The organism is Microbacterium sp. ET2 (genome assembly GCF_030347395.1).
GTDB lineage: Bacteria > Actinomycetota > Actinomycetes > Actinomycetales > Microbacteriaceae > Microbacterium > Microbacterium albipurpureum.
The window spans coordinates 1,879,478-1,901,751 of the sequence record NZ_CP128170.1 but is presented as its reverse complement, the minus strand read 5'-3'; the positions used below and the strand labels follow the sequence as shown (position 1 = coordinate 1,901,751).

Here is a 22,274-nt window from a genome sequence, read left to right as displayed (position 1 = left end):
CTCAGCCGTCGCCGTCGGATACGAAGAGGAGCCTCCGCAGCTGCGCGGGATCCGACACGACCGCCTGCGCGCCCTCGGCCTCATGGGGCCAGCTGAAGCCCCACGTGACGAAGATCACGGGCACCTCGTGCTCGGCGCCGCCCTCGATGTCGTGGTGGCGGTCGCCGATCAGCACGGGCCGGGCGATGTCGACGCCGGCGGCCTCGAGGCGGCGCAGCGCCTCGGCGACGATGTCGGACTTCGCGCTCAGCGTCTTCTCGTCGGGGGTTGCGCCCGCGATCGCTGTGAAGAGGGGCGAGAGGTCGAAGTGGTCCATGAGGGCGACCACCTGCACCTCCGGCTTCGAGCTCGCCGTCGCCTGGGGGATGCCGGCGGCGTGGGCATCGTGGATGATCTCGGCGATGCCCGGGAAGAGCCGCGCATCGGTGGTGTAGCCGTCCTGCTTGCCGAGCGTCCGGTAGAACGCCACGGCCTCGGTCGACTCGTCAGGCGTCATGCCGACGTTGACCTGGAACGACTCGTACATCGGCGGGCCGATCCAGTGGGCGAGCTCCTCGCGGGTGGGCGCGGGCTTGCCGAAGTGCTCGAGCGTGATCGTGAGCCGGCGAAGGATGCCGACCGAGGCGTCGATGATGGTGCCGTCGACGTCCCACAGGATGCAGGTCCAGGGTGAGCGCGTCGACATGACCTCCACGCTACAAGTCCGCGACGGCCTCTCGGACCGCGCTCAGAAGAGCCGCAGGTGTCCCGAGTCCACGCCCTTCATCTCCTCGTAGTCGAGAGTGAGGCAGCGGATGCCGCGGTCGGCCGCGAGCACGCGCGCCTGCGGCTTGATCTCCTGGGCGGCGAAGACGCCGGTCACCGGTGCGAGGTGCGGGTCGCGGTTGAGCAGCTCGAGGTAGCGGGTGAGCTGCTCGACGCCGTCGATGTCACCGCGACGCTTGACCTCGATCGCGATGGTGCCGCCCTCGGGGTGACGCAGCAGCAGGTCGACGGGTCCGATGGCGGTGGGGAACTCACGTCGCACGAGTGAGACCCCCTCCCCCACGATCGCGACCTGTTCGGCGAGAAGCCGCTGCAGGTCTGCTTCGACCCCGTCCTTCTGCAGCCCGGGGTCGATCCCGAGGTCGTGCGACGAATCGTGCAGCACCTCGTACAGGTGCACCAGCAGCGCGTCGCCGGTCTTGGCATGTGTGACGCGCCACTGCTCGATGACGCCGGCCGCAGCGGCATCCTCATCCGGCGTCTGCACCGTCAGCGTGCACGGCGGACTCATCCAGTTCAGCGGCTTGTAGGAGCCGCCGTCGGAGTGCACGAGCAGACTCCCGTCGCCCTTGTGGACGAGCAGGCGCGTCGCGAGCGGGAGATGAGCGGTGAGGCGGCCCGTGTAGTCGACGGAGCAGCGAGCGATGACCAGGCGCACCCGTCGAGCGTAGTCGCCGAAGCGCGGTGCTGCCCGAGGATCAGTGGTGCGGGTGCCCGGCGCCGACGGTCGAGCCGGCGATCGGTCGCGCGGCGGGAGAGGCGATGCCGGATGCCACGATGAGCGCGACCAGGATGAACAGCGTGTTGAGCAGCCCGATCTGCTCGCTGATGAATCCGAGGATGGGCGGTCCGCAGAGGAACGCCACGTAGCCGATGGTGGCGGCCGCGCTCACCCGGGCTGCCGCGCGGGCCGGGTCGTCGGCGGCGGCCGACATGCCGAGGGGGAACCCGAGCGATGCTCCCGCGCCCCAGAGCGCCGCGCCGACGAAGACGAGCGGCAGGTTGGGGGCGAGGATGAACAGCAGCAGGCCGACCGCGGCGGTCACCGCCAGGATGCGGAGGGTGTTGACGCGACCGAAGCGGTCGACGAGCGGTCCGCCGAGCACGCGGACGACGGTCATGCTGATCGAGAAGACGGTGAGCCCCGCGGCGCCGACGGCCTCCGTGCCGCCGTGACCCTCGACGACACCCAGGGCCAGCCAGTCGTTGGCACCCCCTTCGGCGAAGGCCATGCCGAGCATGATCACACCCAGCGCGTAGGTGCGCGGCTCGCGCCAGGCAGACAGGTTGGTGCGGAGGCGCTCGCGCCAGTCGGCCTTCTCCCCCGGCGTCGGGTCTTCGGCGAGCTCGCGCGCCGGAACGGCCGGATACGTGGCCAGAGCGATGGCGAGCACGATGACGGCCATCGTCACGGTATGGGCGAGCACGTTGATGCCGACCGCGGCGGCGAGGGTGCCCACGCCCGCGCCGATGACGGTTCCGAAGCTGAAGAAGGCGTGGAAGAGAGGGAGGATCGTCTTGTTCGACTGCTTCTCGATCGCCGCGCCGTCGACGTTCATCATCACGTCGACCGCGCCGTTGCCGAACCCGAAGAGGCAGAGGCCCAGGAGGACGATGGCGTAGGACGGCACGGCGTCGGTACCCACTCCTACGATGGCGACGCCGATGGCGAAGGTGATCATCGCACCGAGCATCCCGCGCTTGGCGCCGAACCGGGCGAGCACGGCCGACGCGACGGAGAGCCCCAGGATGGAGGCGATGCCGGCGCCGAGGAGGAGGAACCCGATCTCGACGTTGTCCACACCGAGTGCGCTCTTGATGGCGGGTACCCGCGACGCCCATGTGGCGATGCTGAGGCCGCTGGCCAGGAAGATCGCGAAGACGGCGGTGCGCCAGCGCACCAGCTGAGGACGGATCAGGACGAGTTCCACCCGTGAAGGATACCGAATCGTTTCGATCCGCGGAACGGCGCGGCCGTTAGGCTGGGAGCATGAGACGCAGCGACGAGCGGCGCCGTGCCACGATCGCGGACGTCGCGCGGGAAGCGGGGGTGTCGGCGTCGACGGCCTCCGTCGTCTTCAGCGGCAAGACGCCGGTGTCGGATGCCACGCGGACGCGGGTGCTCGAGGCGGCGGCGTCGCTGGGGTACACCGGACCCGATCCGCGGGCCGCGTCCCTGCGACGCGGGCGGTCGGGCATCGTGGGCGTCGTCTTCGAGGAGCACCTCGGCACGGCCTTCCTCGACCCGGTGAAGACCCAGATGATGGACGGACTCACCGAGGGTGTCGCCGGACTCGGTGCCGGGCTCCTGCTCCTGCGCGACGATGAGACCGCCGAGACCGCGCCGTCGCTGACCACTGCGCCGATCGATGCGGCCGTGCTCATCGGGTGCAGCCCGCTGATGCGGCGATCGCTGGACACTGTGCGGGCTCGCGGCATCCCGGTGGTCGTCATCGAGGGGGATGCCGGAGGCGAGATCCCCCGCATCGGGCTGGACAACAGGGAGGCGCAGCGTCACGCGGCCCGTCACCTGCGGGCGCTCGGCCACGAGGACGTCGTGATCCTGACGCTCCCGGTGAACGCCGATCGTCCGCGGGGGTTCTTTTCATCCGACGCGGAGGTGAGCGTCGACGTCACCCGCGACCGGCTCGCGGGTGCGCGCGACGTCTACCCTGACGCCCCCGCCTACGCCGCGGCGGGCAGCTTCATCGATGAGGGACTTGCGGCGGGGCGCGACCTGCTGGCGGGACCGCACAGGCCGACGGCGGTCATCGCCCAGAGCGACCTGCTCGCCGCGGGCGTCATCCGGGCCGCGGAGGAGCGCGGGATGCGGGTGCCCGACGACCTCAGCGTGACCGGCTTCGACGGCATCGTGGTCGACGGTCTCGCGCCCTATGTCCTCACCACCCTCGTGCAGCCGGCCGCTGACAAGGGGCGCGCGGCCGGGCTCGCCGTCGCCAGCATGATCGAGGGCGGCAGCCCCGTGTCGATGCACTTCACCTGCACCTTCCGCGAGGGGAACACGACCGGCCCGGCCCCGGCCGCCCAATAGAATGGGTCCGACCCCGATCGCCTGAGTCGCGCTGCCCCGGCCGACCGACGACCCTGAGGAGGCCGCATGTTGGTCTTCCTCGCTGTGTTCGCGGCGTCATCGCTCGTCCTCCCGTGGCTGGTCCATCGCCTCGGAGCGCGCGCGTTCTTCTTCGCCGCCGCGGTGGCGGCTGCCGCCTTCGTCTACACCGTCATCCTCGGACCCGGGGTGCTCGCGGGGAACATTCCGTTCGAGTCATACGACTGGATCCCGCCGCTCGGCATCGAATTGTCGATGCGCATGACGACCCTGTCGTGGATCCTCGCGCTCGTCGTCACCGGAGTCGGCTCCCTCGTCCTGCTGTACTGCCGGTGGTATTTCCGCGACAACGCCGAAGGCCTCGGCCAGTTCGCCGCAGTGCTGCTGGCCTTCGCGGGGGCCATGTACGGTCTTGTGCTCACCGACGACCTGGTCGTGCTGGTGATGTTCTGGGAGGTCACCAGCGTCCTGTCGTACCTGCTCATCGGGTACTACCACCGCCGCGGCGCGAGTCGCCGCTCGGCCCTGCAGGCCCTGCTGGTGACGACCCTCGGTGGCCTGGTGATGCTGATCGGCGTCGTGCTGCTCGTCGTCGACACGGGGACCTCGAGCATCTCCGAGATCCTCGCCGTCCGGCCCGAGGGCCCCGTCGTGGTCGCCTCCCTTGTGCTCCTGCTCGTCGGCGCGCTCAGCAAGTCGGCGGTCTTCCCGTTCCATTTCTGGCTCCCCGGCGCCATGACCGCTCCGACGCCGGTCAGCGCGTATCTGCACGCCGCGGCGATGGTGAAGGCCGGCATCTACCTCATCGCCCTCTTCGCCCCGTTCGAGGCGAACGAGCCGGGATGGCGGCCTATCGTCGTCTCGCTCGGCGTCTTCACGATGCTGCTCGGCGGATTCCAGGCGCTCCGGGAGACGGACCTCAAGCGCCTCCTGGCATTCGGGACCGTCAGCCAGCTCGGTTTCCTCACCGTCGTCCTGGGGTACGGCGTCCGCGACACCGCGCTCGCGGGGCTCGCCCTCCTTCTGAGCCACGCGCTGTTCAAGTCCGCGCTGTTCCTCGTCGTCGGCATCATCGACCGACAGCTCGCCACCCGCAACATCGGCGAGCTGTCGGGCCTCGGCCGGCAGGCGCCGATCCTCGCGACGCTGTCGATCGTCGCCGTCGCCTCGATGGCGGGATTGCCGCCGACGATCGGCTTCGTCGCGAAGGAGACCGCGCTCACCGCGCTCCTCCACGAGGCCGAGGGCGGCGAAGCCTGGGGGATCGTGGGCATCCTCGGTGTCGCGGCGGGCTCGGCGCTGACGATGGCCTACGGCATCCGGTTCGTCTGGGGCGCCTTCTGGACCAAGCGCATCCGACCCGACGGCACCGAGCCGAAGCGCACCGAGTGGCCCGGCGCCCCCGCCGGATTCCTCGCCGCCCCGCTGATCCTCTCCGCCCTCACCCTCGTTGCGGGTCTCGCGGCCCCGGCCGTCGACACGGTGCTCGCCACCTACGCCGACGAGGCTCCCCTCGCCACCCCGGGTGTCGCCGAGCCCGAGCCCTACTACCTGGCGCTCTGGCACGGTCTCGAGCCGGCGCTGTTCATCTCGCTGGGCACCATCGCGCTGGGCGCGGCGATCTTCTGGGCGACGGTGCGGAAGGATGTCGCAAAGCGCGTCCTTCCCTTCGAGGCGTTCGACGTCTACAACGCCGTGCTGCGCGGCATCGCCCGCCTGTCGGTGGCCACGACCACCTTCACCCAGCGCGGTTCGCTGCCGGTCTACATCGGAACGATCTTCATCGTGTTCGTCGTCGCCGAGGCGACCGCCCTCATCATGGGCGGACCGGACTGGCGGGCCGACGTCGATCTGTTCCAGGATCCTGCGCAGCTGGCCATCGCACCCGTGATGATCGTCGCCGGATTGATCGCCGTCCGCGCGAAGAAGCGCTACACCGGCGTGGTGCTCGTCTCGGTGACGGGGCTGGGAATGGCCGCCCTCTTCGCGATCAGCGGCGCCCCCGACCTCGCGCTGACCCAGATCCTCATCGAGACGGTCACCCTCGTCGCGTTCGCGCTGGTGCTGCGCCGCATCCCGTCGCGGATGGGGGAGCACAACGCCTCGGTCGCCGCGATCCCGCGGGCGCTCGTCGCCGGAGCCGTCGGCATCACGATGATGGCGATCGCCGTCATCGCGACCGGCGCGCGTCTGCAGGATCCGGTCTCGGTGGCCTGGCCCGATCTCGCATACGAACTCGGTCATGGCCGCAACGTCGTCAACGTCGCCCTCGTCGACATCCGCGGCTGGGACACGATGGGAGAGCCTCAGCGTGCTCATCCTGGCGGCCACCGGCGTGGCATCCCTCGTCTTCGTCACCGACCGCAAAGACAACCTGACCGCCACCAACGCCCTGCCGCGCGTGGGTGGGCGCGATCGCCGTCTGCTCATCGAGACCCCGTCGGGCGTCAAGCCGCGGAACGCGGACAGCGGGCGTCAGCGCATGGCGTGGCTCGTGGGCGGGCAGCAGGTGCGTCCGGAGAACCGCTCGATCCTCCTCGAGGTGATCGTGCGGATCCTCTTCCACTCGATCATCATCGTCTCGCTCTATCTGCTCTTCGCCGGACACAACCTGCCCGGCGGCGGCTTCGCCGGGGGACTCGTGGCCGGGATGGCGCTGGTGATGCGGTACGTCGCCGGTGGGCGATACGAACTCGGCGTCGCCGCACCGACCGACGCCGGGCGCCTCCTGGGCGTGGGCATGTCGATCGCGGTGGGATGCGCCATCGTGCCGCTCCTCTTCGGCGCACCGCCGCTGACGAGCACCTGGTTCGAGGCCGAGCTCCCGATCCTCGGACACGTGGAGTTCGTCACCTCCACCCTGTTCGACATCGGGGTCTACCTCGTCGTCGTCGGCCTCGTGCTCGACGTGCTGCGCTCGCTCGGCGCCGAGGTCGATCGGCAGATGCAGGGGAGCAAGGCCAGGGGGGTGAGCGTGTCGTGAGCGTCTCTCTCACCCTCATTTTCATCATGGGCGTGCTCTTCGCCTGCGGCGTCTACGCCATGCTCGAGCGCAGCCTCACCCGCGTGCTCATCGGCTTCCTCCTCCTCGGCAACGCGGCCAACCTGTTCCTCCTCGTGGTGATCGGCCGGCCCGGAATCGCCCCGTTCTTCGGGTCCGGCGAACCCGAGGAGATGTCCGACCCCCTTCCCATGGCGCTGACGCTCACGGCGATCGTCATCACCTTCGCCGTGTCGGCGTTCCTCCTCGCTCTCATCTACCGGTCGTGGCAGCTCGGCCAGGCCGACACTGTCGCCGACGACGAGGCCGATCTGGCGGTGCGCGATCGCGGCGCCGCCGACGAGGACATGATCGACGACGAGACCGAGATCGAAGACACCGATGACGACGCCACCACCGACTTCGTCGGACTCGACACCGCGCCGATCACGGTGCTCGGCAGCCGAGACATCTCCGGCGTGCAGGATGACGCGCCGGTGAACCTGCCCGAGACGTCGACGCGCCGGTCGCGGCGGACCGACTCGACCGAGCGAGGGGGAGACGCATGATCGCCCTCGTCCCGCTCCTGGCGACGCTGCCCCTCCTCGGCGCAGCGCTCGCCCTCGTGGCCGGTCGGCATCGGCGCACCCAGGTCGCCATCTCGATCGTCACACTGACCACCGTCACCGTGATCGCCGCGATCCTGCTGGTCGTCGTCGACCAGGGGGGCGATGCCCTGGCGGTATCGGTCGGCGACTGGCCGATCCCCTTCGGCATCGTCCTCTACGTCGATCGGCTCTCGGCGCTGCTCATCGTCGTCTCGAGCATCGTGCTGCTGGCGGTTCTGCTCTTCTCGGTGGGTCAGGGCGCGGCCGACAACGACGACGAGACGCCGGTGTCGATCTTCCACCCGTCGTACCTGCTGCTCGCGGCGGGGATCTTCACCGCCTTCATCGCCGGGGACCTGTTCAACCTCTACGTCGGGTTCGAGATCCTGCTCGTGGCCTCGTATGTGCTGATCACCCTCGGCAGCACCGAGAACCGCATCCGTACCGGCGTCGTCTACATCGTCGTCTCGCTGGTGTCATCCATCCTCTTCCTCGCGGCGATCGCCGCGATCTACGGGGCCCTGGGCACCGTCAACATGGCGCAGATCTCCGAGCGGATGATGGAGCTCCCGCAGGACACCCAGACCGTGCTGCATCTGCTCCTGCTCGTGGCGTTCAGCATCAAGGCCGCCGTCTTCCCGCTGTCGTTCTGGCTGCCCGACTCCTACCCGACCGCTCCCGCCCCGGTCACCGCGGTTTTCGCGGGGCTGTTGACGAAGGTCGGCGTCTACGCACTGATCCGCACCGAGACCCAGCTGTTCAACGACAACGACCTGAACTTCCTCCTCATGTGCGTGGCGCTCGCGACGATGATCGTCGGGGTGCTCGGCGCGATCGCGCAGGCGGAGCTCAAGCGCATCCTCTCGTTCACGCTGGTGAGTCATATCGGGTACATGATCTTCGGGCTGGCGATCGCGACCCCCGCGGCCATCGGCGCGACGATCTACTACACCGTCCACCACATCGTCGTGCAGACGACGCTCTTCCTCGCCGTGGGGCTCATCGAGCGCCGAGCAGGGAGCACGTCGATCCTGCGCGTGAAGGGGCTGATGCGAGCGGCACCCGTCATCGCGGTGCTGTACTTCATCCCCGCCGTGAACCTCGGCGGTCTGCCGCCGTTCTCCGGGTTCATCGGGAAGTTCGCCCTGTTCGACGCCGCCGCCGAGGTCGGTACCCCGATCATGCTCGTGCTCATCGTCGGCGGCATCGTGACGAGCCTGCTCACCCTCTACGCGCTGATGCGCGCATGGAACCTGTCGTTCTGGCGCGAGGACGAGGACTCCACCGAGACCGAGGCGCGCATCTCCTACCTCGGCCAGGCGCCGGCCGCGGGCATCCAGACCGAGCGGCGCGCGATCCCCCGCATCATGACGGCGGCGACGACCGGCATGGTGGCCATCACGGTCGCGCTGACGGTCTTCGCCGGCCCGCTCTACGGCGTGTGCGAACGCATCGGTGCGGCCCTGCTCGAGCCGATCCAGCTCGTGCAGCTCGAGCAGGAGGCGGACTCATGAGCGAGGATCGCGCGACTCCGCCCCCGCCTCGCGGCATGCTCGGGATCACGTGGCGTCAGCTGCCGTTCTTCCTGTGGCTGATCGCTCTGTGGATGCTGCTGTGGGGCCAGCTCACCGTGCTCGCGTTCCTCACGGGTCTCGTCGCGGCCATCGTGGTCACGCGCGTGTTCCGGCTGCCGCCGGTCGCGCTGTCGGGTCGACTCAACCTCTGGTACGGACTGGTCTTCGTCGTCACCTTCCTCGTATCGCTCGTGCGCGGTTCGCTTCTGGTGGCGTGGCAGACCGTTCACCCGGGGAAGCTGCCGGGGTCGGCGATCATCGCCGTGCACCTGCGCACCGACGACGACCTGATCATGACGCACACCGCGGTGACTTCGTCGCTGATCCCCGGCTCGCTCGTCGTCGAAGCCGATCGCGACCGACGTGTGCTCTACCTGCACGTCATCGGGGTGGATGACGACGACGACATCGACTTGCAGCGCAAGACCGTGCTCGGCTGGGAGGCGCGGATCGTGCGCGCCGTCGGATCCACCGCGCAGCTCGAGATCATCCGCGAAGCGACGGTCGACACCCCGCGACAGGGAGGAACACCGACATGAGTACCGTGCTCCTCATCACGATCTTCGTGATCTTCGTCGTCGCGGCACTGCTCACGCTGTGGCGCATCGTCGTCGGTCCTTCCATCCTCGACCGCGCCGTGGCATCCGATGTCCTCCTCACCGAGGTGCTGTGCGTCCTGGGCGCGGAGATGGCCATCAACCAGCACACCCGCACCCTTCCCGTTCTCCTCGTCATCGCCGCCGTCGGGGTGTTCGGATCGATCTCCATCGCCCGCTTCGTCGCACGGAAGGACACCGCAGAGCGATGACCGATGTTCTCGACCTCATCGCCCTCGTGCTGATCCTCGCGGGGAGTCTGCTCTGCCTCACCGCCGCCATCGGTCTGCTCCGCTTCCGGGATGTGGGCGCGCGCCTCCACGCTGCGACGAAGCCCCAGGTGCTCGGGCTGCTCCTCATCTGCATCGCCATCGCGCTGGCGTTGGAGTCGTGGCCGGTCGTTGCCTTCCTCGTGCCGGTGATGCTGCTGCAGATGGCGACCGCCCCGCTCTCGGCCCACATGATCGCCCGCCAGGCGCACCGCAACGGCACGATCGACGACCGCGATCTGCTCGTGGATGAGCTCGCCGAGCAGAAGAGCACACCGCCCGCCGCGGGTGGCTGACCCGTCGGTGCCGGTTCTGTCAGTCTGAGGGCACCAGCCGCAGCGTGTGCGTGGTGGTCGCCGCGACCGCGTCGGGGGTGAAGGCCCAGGGGAGCGGCTCCGCGCGCTGCCACGCGGGAGTCTGATCGACGTAGTTCGGGTGGAAGGCGTGGCCGCTCGCGCCCGTGAGATGGTGCCAGCTCGACCGGTCGAGATCGCCGAGGTCGACGATCATGCGCATGGACGGCACGGTGACGGTCTCGAAGCCCTGACCGAGCACCCAGCCGGTGGCGTTCGCCACCGAAGAACCGCCTCCGACGGGGTAGGGGCCGCGGTTGAACAGCATCTCGATCGGCGCGATGCCCGAGGTTCCGAAGGTGTCGTTCTTCAGGTCGAGGGCATGGAGGGTGCCCCATTTCCACATCCGTGGGTTGTCGCCCTGCAGCGTCACGAGCCGCTCGTACGCGTCGGTCGCAGTGCGCTCGAGCATCTCGGCCTGCGACGCCACATCGAGGCCTTCGTTCTGCCACCACGGCGACGCGGGGTCGGCGAGCAGCGTGTCGACGACGAGGAACATCCGGGCCTGGTTGCCGGTGGGTGCCGCGGTGTCGCGCTCGCGCACGAAGATGTTCTGCACCAGTTCGTCCCACAGCACGTTGGCGTATGCAGCGGTCGCCGACCCGGGATGATTCTGTCCGTCCCACCCGCCGAGGAGGTCGAGTGCGGCATCCGTTCCCTCGTCACCGGTGCGCACGCCCGCGTAGGCGGCGATGAGGCGCGGCCCCACCCACATCGCGTTGTCGGCCTGGATGTCGCGCATGTCCGTCGCTGTCAGCGGTCCCGCGGCGATTCGTCGCTCGAGCATCTCGACGATGCGCGCCGCACGCCATCCGTAGTCCCAGTCGCGGGTGAGCGGATACGGGTAGTCCTCGTCCACGATGGCGTTGTTGGCGGTGACGATGTACCCCGTTTGAGGGTTCAGCGAGACCGGCAGTTCCGCGAAGGGGATGTACCCCTGCCAGGCGTAGGCGGAGTCCCACCCCGGCTGCGGCAGCGACCCGTCGCCGGCGCCGCGGATCGGCAGCTTGCCCGGCGTCTGGTAGCCGATGTTGCCCGCCGTGTCGGCGTAGACGAGGTTCTGCGCCGGCACGTCGAACAGCGACGCGGCGGTGCGGAAGGAATCGAAATCGCTCGCCTGGTTGAGGGCGAAGATGGCGGTGGCCGTCGTACCCGGTTCGAGCGCGGTCCACCGCAGGCTCACGGCGTACTCCCCGTCGGGGGCGTCGCTCGGCGCGGCGGGGGCGCCCTCGGTGCCGACGAACGGGTCGTCGGCGATGCCGGCGAGCTCGCCGCCGGCATCGGAGATCAGGGGACCGTTCTCGGTCGCGCGCACCGTGATCTCGACATCGTCGCCACCGGCGACTTCGATGGTCTCCTGTCGCGTGGTGAGGGGGAGCAGCTCCCCGTCGCGCCAGTACGCGTCATCCTGCACCCGCTCGAGGTACAGGTCGGTGACGTCGGTGGTGAGGTTGGTGAAGCCCCATGCGATGTCGGCGTTGTGGCCGATGATGACCCCGGGCATACCGGAGAACCCGAACCCGGCGACGTCGAAGGGGCAGGTCTGCTGCACGCGCTCGCACTTCAGCTGGACCTGGTGCCAGACGCTCGGGAGCGACGCGCCCAGGTGCGGGTCGTTGGCGAGGAGCGGCATCCCGGTGTCGGTGAGGGCACCCGAGACGACCCAGGAGTTGGAGCCGACGCCTTCGCCGATCGGCCCGACGAGGGTGCTGACGGCCGCGACGACGTCGCCGACCTCGGTCCAGTCGACGGTGGCCTCGACCACCGACGGGTCCGCGGCCCTCCCGTTCGCGCTCGCCGGCAGGGGCGTTCCCGCCTCGTCGAGAACGGGGACGATCACCGGGTTCCGGTCGAACGGGTAGGTGGGGTAGAGGTCGGCGAGTTCCTCGGGAGTGAAGGATGCCGCGGCGATCGCGCGGCCGGTCTCGTCGCCGATGTTCGAGCGGAGGTCCCAGGCCATCGCCTTCAGCCACGCGACGGAGTCTTCGGGCGTCCACGGCTCGATCTCGTAGTCGGGGTTCTGCAGTCCGAGGACGGCGTACTCGAAGGAGGCGTCCGGGCCCTGATGATCGGCCAGGTAGGCGTTCACCCCGTCGGCGTAGGCGTCGTAGTTCGCACGGGCCGTCGGGTCGAGAGCGGCCACTTCCTGGGCGGCGACCTCGCGCCATCCGAGTGTCCTCAGGAAGATGTCGGTCTGCAGCTGCGATTCGCCGAAGAGCTCCGACAGCCGGCCGCTCGTGACGTGACGGCGGAAATCCATCTCCCAGAACCGGTCCTGCGCATGGACGTACCCCTGCGCGTAGAAGAGGTCGCGGGAGGTCGCGGCGGTGATGGTCGGGACACCGAGGGCATCGCGCTGCACGCTGACCTCGGCGGTGAGGCCGGGGAGGGTCCTTTCGCCGTCGAGCTGGGGGAAGGACCGCTGGACGGAGTAGACCACGACGCTCGCCGCGATGAGCGCGAGCACGACGAGACCGACGAAGACGGCGTAGGCGGTGATCGCGATGCGGCGGCCGAGAGATCGTTTCGCGGGCGGTTCGGGCTCGTCGAACAGCTCGACGTCGTCGATCACGTCTGCGGGCTTCGTCATCGAAGGGGACCTCCACTCGCGAGACCGGGTGCCAGACAGCGTGGGCCTCGGTGCCGTTCGGGCGGCACCGGAGAATCGTATCCCGTGGGTCGGGGTACGGAGAGCGGGAAGGCGCGGGCGGTCGGCGGGGGGAGGCCTCAGCTGCGCGGTGCGATGCTCGGCAGAACCCGGCGGACGACATCCGTGAGGGTGATGACCCGGTCGCCGCCGCCCGCGCCTTCTCCGCCATCGGGACCGCCGGAGACCACCGCCAGCTGCTCACGGTTCTCGCGCATGCGGCGGAGCGCCTCGTATACCGGTGTTGCGGGTTCGAGCCGGAAGACCGAGCGTGCGAAGCCGGCGACCGGGGTGTCATCCGGAGCGAGTAGCGCGTCTCGCACGTGCACGACGGAATCAAGCGCGCCCCGGTCATCCGACAGCAGGATGCGCAGGTGGCCCGACCGGAGGGCCGCATCACGAAGATCACTGACGGTGGCGGTGTGCGGGAGCGAGGTCGGCCTGGCCTTCGGTGAGGCGATCTCCGCCACTGTGAGGCTCTGCAGCTCGATCACCTCGGTGATCTGCTCGCGCAGCTCGGGCTCGAGCACACCGACCTGTCCGGAGTATTCGACCAGGTTGCGGATGGTCTGGGCATCTCGACCTCCAACGGCGGCGCGATCGACCGGTTCGACGCCGCTGCGCGCGACCAGGACGTTCGCGATCCGGTTCACCCAGACCAGGAACGGGCGGAAGAGCCAGATGAAGGCGCGGGAGGGTATTCCGATCAGCCGAGCGGCGAGCTCGGGGTGTGCGATGGCCCACGATTTCGGAGCCATCTCACCGATGACGAGGTGGAGGAAGGTCACGACCAGGAGGGAGATGGCGAAGGACGCGCTGCCGGCCAGCCACTCCGCTATGCCCCATGACACGAACACGGGGCCGAGCCAGTAATCGATCGCCGGCTTCGTGACGGCACCGAGGGCGAAGGTGCACGCGGTGATGCCCAGCTGCGCTCCGGCCAGCATGATGGTCAGCTCGTTCATGCCGCGGAGGGCGGCGCGCGCCGACGGATCGCTACCGGCCATCTCTTCAAGACGGTGTTTGCGCGCCCCCAGGAGGGCGAATTCGATGACGACGAAGAACGCGCTCAAAGCGATGAGGCCCGCCGTGGCGAGGACGACCCAAATGCTCACGACCGCTCCTCGTCCCGATCCGCGGTGGGAGCGGCGTCATCCTCTTCGGTGGCCGGTTCGGGCGTCAGCTCGACTCGGAGACGCGACGGGACATGACGGTCGACCTCGAGGACTTCGATCACCACACTCCGGGTGCGCGGTTCGTCCTCGAGGAAATCAGCGCCCTCTGCGACGAGATCGACCACCAGTTCCGTTCCGAGCTCGGGCAGCTTGCCCAATTCGGCGATCAGTAGGCCCGCCATCGTCTCGTAGTCGCCGCGCGGCAGGTCGCGACCGATCACCCGTTCCATCTCGTCGATGTGGGTCTCGCCGTTGATGACCCACACACCGTCCTCCGTCGTCGCCGACGATTCGTCGTCGCGTGGATCATGCTCGTCGTTGATCTCGCCGACGAGTTCCTCGGCGAGATCCTCGACGGTCAACACTCCCGCGAACCGCCGTATTCGTCGATGACGCATGCGAGCTCGTTCTTCTCGCGGGCGAGTTCGGCGAGGGCATCGGTGAGGGGCATCAGCGTCGCCAGCACGGTCGGCGGACGCATGATGGCGGTGACCGAGCGCGCGTCGTCGGGTGCGGCTTCGAGCACGTCGATCAGGTGCACGACGCCGAGCGGCTCATCGCCTGGCCCGACCACGGGGTAGCGGGTGTGACCGTCGGCCATCATCGCACGGGCCTCGGCGACCGAGGTCTCTGGCGAGACCGTGCCCGCCCGCACCCGGGGGATCATCGCGTGTTCGACATCCTCATTCGGGAAGTCGAGGATGCGGTCGAGGAGTAGAGACAGATCTTCGGGCAGATCGCCGCTGGCTCGGGAGTCCTCGATGATCCGCTCCAGATCCTTCGCCGTCGCACTGCTGTCCACGTCGTGGACCGGTTCGACGCGCAGCAGCCGGAGCAACGCGTTGGAGGACTTGTCGAAGACCGTGATGAGCCACCCGAAGACTGTCAGGTAGACCAGAGTCGATGCGGCCAGACCCCGCGACAGCGGCTCGGGATTGGCGAGGGCGAGGTTCTTCGGATACAGCTCGCCGAAGATCATCTGGACGACGGTGGCCACCACCAGCGCCGAGACCGTCCCGATTGTGATGCCCACGGCGGGAGGGATGCCTATTCCGCCCAGGAGCACTCCCAGGGATTCTCCGATGAAGGGCTCGGCGACGTATCCGACGAGTAGGCCGGTGATGGTGATGCCCAGCTGCGCGCCGGAGAGCATGAACGAGGTCCGTTTGGTGACTTTGAGGGCACGCGCGGCGGCGGCGTCGCCGGATTCCGCCCGAGCTCGAAGCCGAGACCGGTCGACGGACATGTACGCGAATTCCTGCGCGACGAAGTAGCCGTTCGCGGCGATGATGACGGCCGTGAGCGCGAGGCCGACCAGGAGCAGGAGAAGAGCCGCGATCATGGCGTGTGGCCAGACGCCGGGCTGAGGCTGAGATTCGGACTATGGCTGAGGTCGTCCGCGGACGACCCCGTCATCGGGTACACAGCGAGGTCACTCTCCGGTGATGGGGTTGCCCCAGGATATACGGCAGCTGCGCGGCGCAGGCCGCCCGGCTGTCCGAGAGGGCCGTCAGTCGGTGCCGGCGTCGAACGCCGCGGCCCCCGAGGCGGCGTCGGTCGCCTCGGCCAGTCGACCGCGCTCGTCGGGCTCGGCCGGTTCGATGATGTCGTCGGCGCCACCCTGCTCGAGCTTTCCGACCAGCTCGCCGGTGGCGCCGCCGATGAGTCCGAGCCCGGCGAAGAGCTCGAGACGAGCGCGCGAGTCGGCGATGTCGAGGTTGCGCATCGTCAGCTGGCCGATGCGATCGGTGGGACCGAAGGCGGCGTCTCCGACCCGCTCCATCGACAGTTTCTCCGGGGCGTACGACAGGCCCGAGGCCACCGTGTCGAGGATCGTGTAGTCCTCGCCGCGGCGGAGGCGCAGAGTGACGGTCCCCGAGATCGAGGACCCGACCCACTTCTGGATCGACTCGCGCAGCATCAGCGACTGCGGCTCGAGCCAGCGTCCCTCGTACATCAGGCGCCCGAGGCGGCGGCCCTGCTCGTGGTAGGTCGCGAGGGTGTCTTCGTTGAGGATGCCGTTGACGAGGCGTTCGTACGCGATGAACAGCAGCGCCATGCCGGGCGCCTCGTAGATGCCCCGCGACTTCGCTTCGATGATGCGGTTCTCGATCTGGTCGCTCATGCCGAGGCCGTGGCGACCGCCGACGGCGTTGGCGGCCCGGACGAGTTCGACGGGGTCGCCGAACTGCTCGCCGTTGATCGCCACCGGCCTGCCGGCATCGAAGGTGATGCTGACGTCTTCGGGGGCGATCTCGACGCCGTCGTCCCAGAACCGCACGCCCATGATCGGCTGCACCGTCTCGAGCGACACGTCGAGGTGCTCCAGGGTCTTGGCCTCGTGGGTGGCGCCCCAGATGTTCGCGTCGGTCGAATACGCCTTCTCGGCGCTGTCGCGGTAGGGGAAGCCGTGCGCGATCAGCCACTCGCTCATCTCGGTGCGACCGCCGAGCTCTGTGACGAAGTCGGCGTCGAGCCACGGCTTGTAGATGCGCAGGGCGGGGTTGGCCAGCAGGCCGTAGCGGTAGAACCGCTCGATGTCGTTGCCCTTGTAGGTCGACCCGTCACCCCAGATGTCGACGCCGTCCTCCTTCATCGCGCGCACCAGCAGCGTGCCGGTCACGGCGCGGCCGAGGGGCGTGGTGTTGAAGTAGGTGCGGCCGCCGGAGCGGATGTGGAACGCGCCGCACGCCAGCGCCACGAACCCCTCCTCGACCAGGGCGGTCTTGCAGTCGACCAGGCGCGAGATCTCGGCTCCGTATTGCAGCGCGCGGTCGGGGATCGAGGCGATGTCGTCCTCGTCGTACTGCCCGAGGTCGCCGGTGTACGTGCAGGGCACCGCGCCCTTGTCGCGCATCCAGGCGACGGCGACGGAGGTGTCCAGACCCCCCGAGAAGGCGATGCCGACGCGCTCGCCGACGGGCAGGGACTGAAGGACCTTCGACATGCCCCCAAGTCTAGTGAGCGGGGGGTTTGCGCCCTGATCCGTCGTGCGGGAGGGTTTTCTCATGGCGATGCATGTCAATGTCGACACCTTCGTGCGTGCCGAGACCGACCGGATGTTCGCCGACATCCAACGCGATGCCGGCGGAGTGAACGTGTTCAAGCACAGCCGCGAGCCTGCGGACGTCGCGCATCAGACCGTCATCCGGCTCAATCGCGACACCCTCTACAGCTTCGCGATCGTCGATCTGTCCGAGGGTGCCCGGGTGACGATTCCGGATGCCGCCGGCCGATACCTCTCGGTGATGGTGCTCGATCGCGATCACTACGTCCGGGCGGTGATGCACGATGCCGGCGAGCACGACGTCGCGGCCCTCGCGCCCGGCGCCGATCACGTGCTCATCGCCGCGCGGACGCTCGTCGACCCTGATGATCCGGACGATGTCGCCGAGGTCGCCGCCCTGCAGGATCAGCTCGTGCTCGAGGCGGGGTCCGCCCGGGTGTTCGAGCCGGGCGACTGGGACCCGACGTCCCTCGACGCGACCCGCGACGCACTGCTGACGCTCGCGCGGGGCCTTCGCGCGTTCGACCGCACCTTCGGCGACCGGGACGAGGTCGATCCGGTGCGCCACCTCATCGGCACCGCCGCCGGCTGGGGCGGCCTGCCGCTGTGGGAGGCCTCCTACCTGGGGGTGGACCCCCAGCTGCCCGTCGGGCACTACGAGCTCACGATGCACGAGGTCCCGGTCGACGGTTTCTGGTCGGTGTCGGTCTACAACGCCCGTGGCTTCTTCGAGCCGAACCCCGAGGGCCGGTACTCGGTGAACAGCGTCACCGGCGTCCGCGATGAGGACGGCTCGATCACCGTGCGATTCACCCCTCCCGGCCAGGTCGAAGGACCCAACGACATCCCCTTGCCGGAGGGATGGAACTTCCTCGTCCGTCTCTACCGGCCTCGGCCGGAGATCCTGGACGGGCGCTGGCAGGTGCCCGACCTGGTGCGCGAGGCGGTCGACGACGCGCGGACACCGGAGGCGGAGGCCCCCACCGACGACTCCTCCCGGTCGTGATCGCGGCGTCGCCGGACCGCGACGACGACCGCGGCGGCGACGACGACCGCGGCGCGGTCCGGGGGCGTGGAGGGCCCGCCCGATAGGATCGGGTGTAACCGTCCGACAACGGGGGAGTGGGCCATGCCAGGCATTGTGATCGTCGGCGTTCAGTGGGGTGACGAGGGCAAGGGCAAGGCCACCGACCTCCTGGGTGAACGCACCGACTGGGTCGTGAAGTTCAACGGCGGCAACAACGCCGGCCACACCGTCGTCATCGGCGACGAGAAGTATGCGCTGCACCTGCTGCCCTCGGGCATCCTGTCGCCGGGTGTCAACGCCGTCATCGGCAACGGTGTCGTGATCGATCTCGAGGTGCTCTTCGCCGAGCTGAAGGCGCTGCAGGCGCGCGGCCTCGACACCTCGCGGCTGAAGATCAGCGCCAACGCACACGTGATCACGCAGTACCACCGCACGCTCGACAAGGTCACCGAGCGCTTCCTCGGGAAGCGCCAGATCGGCACGACCGGCCGCGGGATCGGCCCGGCCTATGCCGACAAGATCAACCGCGTCGGCATCCGCGTGCAGGACCTCTTCGACGAGAACATCCTGCGCCAGAAGGTCGAGGGGGCGCTCGAGCAGAAGAACCACCTTCTGCTGAAGGTCTACAACCGTCGCGCGATCGCCGTCGAAGAGGTCGTCGAAGACCTGCTGTCCTACGCCGAGCGTCTGCGGCCGATGGTTGCCGACACCTCACTGCTGCTCGATGAGGCGCTCGACCGGAATGAGGTCGTGGTGTTCGAGGGCGGGCAGGCGACCATGCTCGACGTCGACCACGGCACGTACCCCTTCGTCACGTCGTCGTCGGCGACCGCGGGCGGCGCGGCGACCGGATCGGGGGTCGGGCCCCGGCGCCTCGACCGCATCGTCGGCATCGTCAAGGCGTACACGACGCGCGTCGGGTCGGGACCGTTCCCCACCGAACTGTTCGACGAGCACGGTGACTTCCTGCGCTCGCGCGGGTTCGAGTTCGGCACGACGACCGGGCGCCCGCGCCGCGTCGGCTGGTACGACGGGCCGATCACGCGGTACGCGACTCGCATCAACGGCATCACCGATCTCGTGCTCACCAAGCTCGACATCCTCACCGGTCTCGACGAGATCCCGGTGTGCGTGGCGTACGACGTCGACGGCGAGCGGTTCGAGGAGGTGCCGGTCAACCAGACCGATTTCCACCACGCTCGGCCGATCTACGAGATGTTCCCCGGATGGAAGGACGACATCTCGGGCGCCCGTACCTTCGAAGACCTGCCGCTGGCGGCACAGGACTACGTGCTGGCGCTGGAGGAGATGAGCGGCACCCGCATCTCGGTCATCGGCGTGGGCGCGGCCCGCGACGCGGTCATCGTGCGGCACGACCTGGTCGACTGATGCGGTTCCTCGTCGGCGGGTACTCCGCCGACAGCGGCGGGATCGCCACCGGCATCGGGATGCTCGTGGCGGGTGAGCCCGACTCCGGTTCCGCGGGGGGCCCACTCGCCCTCGTCGGTGAGGCGGTCTCAGCGAGTTCGCCGTCGTGGGTCACCTGGAACGAGCGGACGGATGTCGCCTACGCGACCCTCGAGGCGGAGGGGACCGTGCAGGCGTTCCGCCGCATCGCGGAAGACCGTTTCACTCCGCTCGGTAATCCGGTCGAGGCCGGGGAGGCCGTGTGCCACGTCGCGGTGTCGCCCGACGGCGGGACTCTCGTCGCGACGTGCTGGGGCGGCGGGCGCGTGGTGCGGTACCCGCTTGCGGGCGATGGGCGAATCGGTCGGCCGTCGTTCGCGCCGGCCGCGGTGGATCCGGCGGCGCCGGGCGCGGCGGTGGAGGCGGTGTCGGGTGTCGAGGCGGCCGCGGCCGAGGTCGGCATCGACCTGGCGGCGCTGGGCCTCGGGGGTCGCGGGGATGCGGGGCTCTTCGGCGGGCGCGGGCTCGACGGCGTCGGCGGGTTCGACGGGTTTGACGGGCTTGACGGGGCGGGCGGGCTCGACGGGGTCGCGCTGTTCGGCGGTGCGGGCGGCGGTGCCGGCTCGGCCCTGCCTGAACCCGGCGCGGAGCAGGAGCGGGTCTCGCGGGCCCACCAGACGGTGTTCCTGCCCGGCGGGATCGTCGCGACATCCGATCTGGGATTCGACCTCGTGCGCTTCTGGCGGCTCGTCGACGGAAAGCTGCGACCGCTTCACGATGTCGCCCTGCCGTACGGCAGCGGTCCGCGGCACATGGTGTGGCACCCGAGCGGGCACCTCTACGTGGTGACGGAGCACAGCTGCGAGGTGTTCGCGCTCGCGCGCGACGAAGCCGGGCGCTGGCGCGTGGTGCAGGGTGCCCCGCTCGGAGCCGCGACGCTCCCCGCCGACAGCGCGGCCGAGCTGGCGCCGTCGCGGGACGGGGCGTTCCTCTACGCCGGAGTGCGTGGCAGCAACACGATCGCCGTCGTCGCGGTGCGCGGCGCGGGGGAGACCCTCGCGCCCGTCGCCCTCGTCGAGGCGGGCGTGAACTGGCCCCGGCACCACCGTGTGGTGCGCGACACCCTGCTCGTCGCCGGGGAACGGTCCGACGATGTAGTGTCGCTGACCCTCGACATCCGCTCCGGGGTTCCGGGTCGCGTACGCCATCGCGCGCCGGCGCCGTCGCCGACCTGCCTCACGCCGCTGGTCTGAGGGCCGGCGGGTCGCCCTCGCCGCCCGCGCCCCGGCCCTCGCGCCTCATCGCACCAGAACTCCCCCACGACCCGTCGATCTCTGCGGGGCGGATGCCGCGGGAGCGACGTTTTCTGGCGGCTCGCGGTGCCGCTGGGTCGCGTCGGGTGCCGCGGGCGCGCGGACCCCGCGCCGCCGCCCGCGCCCCGGCCCTCGCGCCTCATCGCACCAGAACTCCCCCACGACCCGTCGATTTCTGCGGGGCGGATGCCGCGGGAGCGACGTTTTCTGGCGGCTCGCGGTGCCGCTGGGTCGCGTCGGGTGCCGCGGGCGCACGGACCCCGCGCCACCGCGAGTTACAGCTTCGCGTCCTGGCGGGGGATGACGACCTGCTTGATGATCAGCAGGATCGACGCCGTGACCGGGATCGCCACGAGCGCGCCGAGGAGGCCCAGCAGCGTGCCGCCGACGAGCGCGCCGATGACGACCAGCGCCCCGGGTACGGCGATCGCGCGGCTCATCACCCGCGGGGTCAGCACGTACGCCTCGATCTGGATGTAGATCAGATACAGGATCGCGAAGATCAGCGCCGTGAGGGGGTTGGTGAAGAGGGCGAGGATGCTGGCGAAGACCCAGTACAGCACCGGACCCACGAGGGGGATGAGCGTGATCGCGAATGCCGCGACCGCCATCAGCGCCGGGAAGGGCAGACCGAGGAAGAGGTGGAGGAAGAACGCCACCAGCGAGTTGAAGAACGCCAGCACCACCATGCCCATGAGATATCCGCCGATCGAGTCGGTGATCTCATCGGTCATCGACCGCACCTTCGGGCGGTAGCGGGCGGGGGACAGGCGGGCGAAGGCGACCTTCATGGTGTCCAGGGATGCCAGGAAGTACAGGCTCAGCACCAGCACGATCAGGATGCCCGAGATCGTCGTCGCGATGGTCGCGCCGACCTGCAGGACTCCGCCGCCGATCGCGGCGATGTTCGCGGGGTTGGTGATGAAGGTCTCGAACTCGCCCAGCAGGCTGCCGATCTGGTCGCCGAAGGTGTCTTGCAGCCAGGCGTAGACGTCCGAGCCCTGGAAGGCGTTGATCGTCGACGGCAGGTCGGTGAAGAACTGTGTGATCTGTCTCACGAGCGTCGGGACGACGAGCGACACCACCCCGACGACGATGACGACGAAGCCCGCGAAGACGATGAGGATCGCCCACCCGCGTCCGAGCCCGCGCCTCTCGAGGAAGCGCACGATCGGGTCGAGCCCGAGCGCCGCGAACAGGGCGAAGGCGATGTAGATCAGCACCGTCGACAGGTTGATGAACGCGACACCGAGCCCCAGGGCGACGAGTCCGCCCAGGGTGAGGAAGAAGCCCACCGCGAAGGGGTTGTTCACGCTGGTGAAGAGGGTGCGGCGCCTGACGTAGGTAGTCTCGACGGCGGAGTCGGGCGCGCTGGTGACAGGGTCGTCCGCGGAAGGCGAGGCGGGCGGGCTGACGTCGGTCATGGTCACACTCTAGGGGCGCACGGCTCGTGCCCTCGGCGGCACTCGGGACCGCGCGGTAT

Annotated in this window: 16 protein-coding genes and 2 pseudogenes; 10 read left to right on the top strand and 8 right to left on the bottom strand. The window is 69.3% G+C overall.

The genetic code is table 11. From position 1 onward, the window contains the following. Window position 1: 1 nt before the first annotated feature. From QSU92_RS09130 to QSU92_RS09120, 3 genes are read right to left on the bottom strand one after another with little or no spacing between them, the layout of a single operon-like run. A complete protein-coding gene (locus QSU92_RS09130) occupies window positions 2–685 on the bottom strand; it encodes an HAD hydrolase-like protein (protein WP_289261101.1) in 684 nt (227 codons plus the stop codon). A 42-nt stretch (window positions 686–727) separates the two neighbouring features. Next, window positions 728–1,423, bottom strand: a complete 696-nt coding sequence (gene nucS / locus QSU92_RS09125; RefSeq protein WP_289261100.1) for an endonuclease NucS — start codon at window positions 1,421–1,423, stop codon at window positions 728–730. A 40-nt stretch (window positions 1,424–1,463) separates the two neighbouring features. Then, window positions 1,464–2,696, bottom strand: coding sequence for an MFS transporter (locus QSU92_RS09120; protein WP_289261099.1), 1,233 nt, complete (start codon window positions 2,694–2,696; stop codon window positions 1,464–1,466). A 59-nt stretch (window positions 2,697–2,755) separates the two neighbouring features. Between QSU92_RS09120 and QSU92_RS09115 the strand changes: the two genes are divergently transcribed. From QSU92_RS09115 to mnhG, 7 genes and pseudogenes are all read left to right on the top strand, one after another. Next, a complete protein-coding gene (locus QSU92_RS09115; protein WP_289261098.1) occupies window positions 2,756–3,817 on the top strand; it encodes a LacI family DNA-binding transcriptional regulator in 1,062 nt (353 codons plus the stop codon). A 66-nt stretch (window positions 3,818–3,883) separates the two neighbouring features. Next, window positions 3,884–6,818 (top strand): annotated as a pseudogene (locus QSU92_RS09110) (Na+/H+ antiporter subunit A). Window positions 6,819–6,844: 26 nt separating this feature from the next. Then, window positions 6,845–7,384 carry an NADH-quinone oxidoreductase subunit K gene (locus QSU92_RS09105; protein ID WP_333783466.1) on the top strand — a complete coding sequence of 180 codons (540 nt, stop codon included), beginning with the start codon at window positions 6,845–6,847 and terminating at the stop codon, window positions 7,382–7,384. Next, window positions 7,381–8,937: a Na+/H+ antiporter subunit D gene (locus QSU92_RS09100; RefSeq protein ID WP_289261097.1), complete on the top strand. Its 1,557-nt coding sequence runs from the start codon at window positions 7,381–7,383 to the stop codon at window positions 8,935–8,937. Before QSU92_RS09105 ends, QSU92_RS09100 begins: the two co-directional genes overlap by 4 nt. Next, complete coding sequence (locus QSU92_RS09095; RefSeq protein ID WP_289261096.1) at window positions 8,934–9,536, top strand: Na+/H+ antiporter subunit E; 603 nt, start codon at window positions 8,934–8,936, stop codon at window positions 9,534–9,536. Before QSU92_RS09100 ends, QSU92_RS09095 begins: the two co-directional genes overlap by 4 nt. Further along, window positions 9,533–9,805 carry an MrpF/PhaF family protein gene (locus QSU92_RS09090; RefSeq protein ID WP_289261095.1) on the top strand — a complete coding sequence of 91 codons (273 nt, stop codon included), beginning with the start codon at window positions 9,533–9,535 and terminating at the stop codon, window positions 9,803–9,805. The genes QSU92_RS09095 and QSU92_RS09090 overlap by 4 nt, the downstream gene beginning before the upstream one ends. Next, window positions 9,802–10,158 (top strand): monovalent cation/H(+) antiporter subunit G, encoded by a 357-nt coding sequence (mnhG, locus tag QSU92_RS09085; protein ID WP_289261094.1) that lies wholly within the window; start codon window positions 9,802–9,804, stop codon window positions 10,156–10,158. The genes QSU92_RS09090 and mnhG overlap by 4 nt, the downstream gene beginning before the upstream one ends. Before the next feature lie 19 nt (window positions 10,159–10,177). Here the strand turns inward: mnhG and QSU92_RS09080 are convergent, their stop codons facing one another. From QSU92_RS09080 to argG, 4 genes and pseudogenes are all read right to left on the bottom strand, one after another. After that, window positions 10,178–12,805 (bottom strand): penicillin acylase family protein, encoded by a 2,628-nt coding sequence (locus QSU92_RS09080; RefSeq protein WP_289261093.1) that lies wholly within the window; start codon window positions 12,803–12,805, stop codon window positions 10,178–10,180. A gap of 137 nt (window positions 12,806–12,942) precedes the next feature. Next, window positions 12,943–13,977, bottom strand: coding sequence for a hemolysin family protein (locus QSU92_RS09075; protein WP_289261092.1), 1,035 nt, complete (start codon window positions 13,975–13,977; stop codon window positions 12,943–12,945). Beyond that, a pseudogene (locus QSU92_RS09070) lies at window positions 13,974–15,379 on the bottom strand (hemolysin family protein). The gene QSU92_RS09075 and the pseudogene QSU92_RS09070 overlap by 4 nt, the downstream one beginning before the upstream one ends. A 168-nt stretch (window positions 15,380–15,547) precedes the next feature. Then, window positions 15,548–16,984: an argininosuccinate synthase gene (argG, locus tag QSU92_RS09065; RefSeq protein WP_289261091.1), complete on the bottom strand. Its 1,437-nt coding sequence runs from the start codon at window positions 16,982–16,984 to the stop codon at window positions 15,548–15,550. 61 nt (window positions 16,985–17,045) lie between these two features. On the opposite strand from argG, the gene QSU92_RS09060 reads away from it, so the two are divergent. The 3 genes from QSU92_RS09060 to QSU92_RS09050 all read left to right on the top strand — a co-directional run bounded on the left by QSU92_RS09060 (window position 17,046) and on the right by QSU92_RS09050 (window position 20,731). After that, complete coding sequence (locus QSU92_RS09060) at window positions 17,046–18,050, top strand: DUF1254 domain-containing protein (RefSeq protein WP_289261090.1); 1,005 nt, start codon at window positions 17,046–17,048, stop codon at window positions 18,048–18,050. Window positions 18,051–18,173: 123 nt separating this feature from the next. Next, a complete protein-coding gene (locus QSU92_RS09055; protein WP_289261089.1) occupies window positions 18,174–19,460 on the top strand; it encodes an adenylosuccinate synthase in 1,287 nt (428 codons plus the stop codon). Beyond that, window positions 19,460–20,731, top strand: a complete 1,272-nt coding sequence (locus QSU92_RS09050) for a lactonase family protein (RefSeq protein ID WP_289261088.1) — start codon at window positions 19,460–19,462, stop codon at window positions 20,729–20,731. The genes QSU92_RS09055 and QSU92_RS09050 overlap by 1 nt, the downstream gene beginning before the upstream one ends. 335 nt (window positions 20,732–21,066) lie before the next feature. Here QSU92_RS09050 and QSU92_RS09045 read toward each other — a convergent pair whose 3' ends face one another. Beyond that, window positions 21,067–22,215, bottom strand: a complete 1,149-nt coding sequence (locus QSU92_RS09045) for an AI-2E family transporter (RefSeq protein ID WP_289261087.1) — start codon at window positions 22,213–22,215, stop codon at window positions 21,067–21,069. Window positions 22,216–22,274 lie beyond the last annotated feature (59 nt).

Bases quoted from the DNA above. Each gene is read 5' to 3' on its own strand.
- QSU92_RS09100 (WP_289261097.1), top strand. From the start codon at position 7,381: ATGATCGCCCTCGTCCCGCTCCTGGCGACGCTGCCCCTCCTCGGCGCA.
- QSU92_RS09115 (WP_289261098.1), top strand. From the start codon at position 2,756: ATGAGACGCAGCGACGAGCGGCGCCGTGCCACGATCGCGGACGTCGCG.
- QSU92_RS09060 (WP_289261090.1), top strand. From the start codon at position 17,046: ATGGCGATGCATGTCAATGTCGACACCTTCGTGCGTGCCGAGACCGAC.
- mnhG (WP_289261094.1), top strand. From the start codon at position 9,802: ATGACCGATGTTCTCGACCTCATCGCCCTCGTGCTGATCCTCGCGGGG.
- argG (WP_289261091.1), bottom strand. From the start codon at position 16,984: ATGTCGAAGGTCCTTCAGTCCCTGCCCGTCGGCGAGCGCGTCGGCATC.
- QSU92_RS09105 (WP_333783466.1), top strand. From the start codon at position 6,845: ATGGGCGTGCTCTTCGCCTGCGGCGTCTACGCCATGCTCGAGCGCAGC.
- QSU92_RS09080 (WP_289261093.1), bottom strand. From the start codon at position 12,805: ATGACGAAGCCCGCAGACGTGATCGACGACGTCGAGCTGTTCGACGAG.
- QSU92_RS09130 (WP_289261101.1), bottom strand. From the start codon at position 685: ATGTCGACGCGCTCACCCTGGACCTGCATCCTGTGGGACGTCGACGGC.
- QSU92_RS09055 (WP_289261089.1), top strand. From the start codon at position 18,174: ATGCCAGGCATTGTGATCGTCGGCGTTCAGTGGGGTGACGAGGGCAAG.
- QSU92_RS09090 (WP_289261095.1), top strand. From the start codon at position 9,533: ATGAGTACCGTGCTCCTCATCACGATCTTCGTGATCTTCGTCGTCGCG.
- QSU92_RS09045 (WP_289261087.1), bottom strand. From the start codon at position 22,215: ATGACCGACGTCAGCCCGCCCGCCTCGCCTTCCGCGGACGACCCTGTC.
- QSU92_RS09095 (WP_289261096.1), top strand. From the start codon at position 8,934: ATGAGCGAGGATCGCGCGACTCCGCCCCCGCCTCGCGGCATGCTCGGG.
- QSU92_RS09050 (WP_289261088.1), top strand. From the start codon at position 19,460: ATGCGGTTCCTCGTCGGCGGGTACTCCGCCGACAGCGGCGGGATCGCC.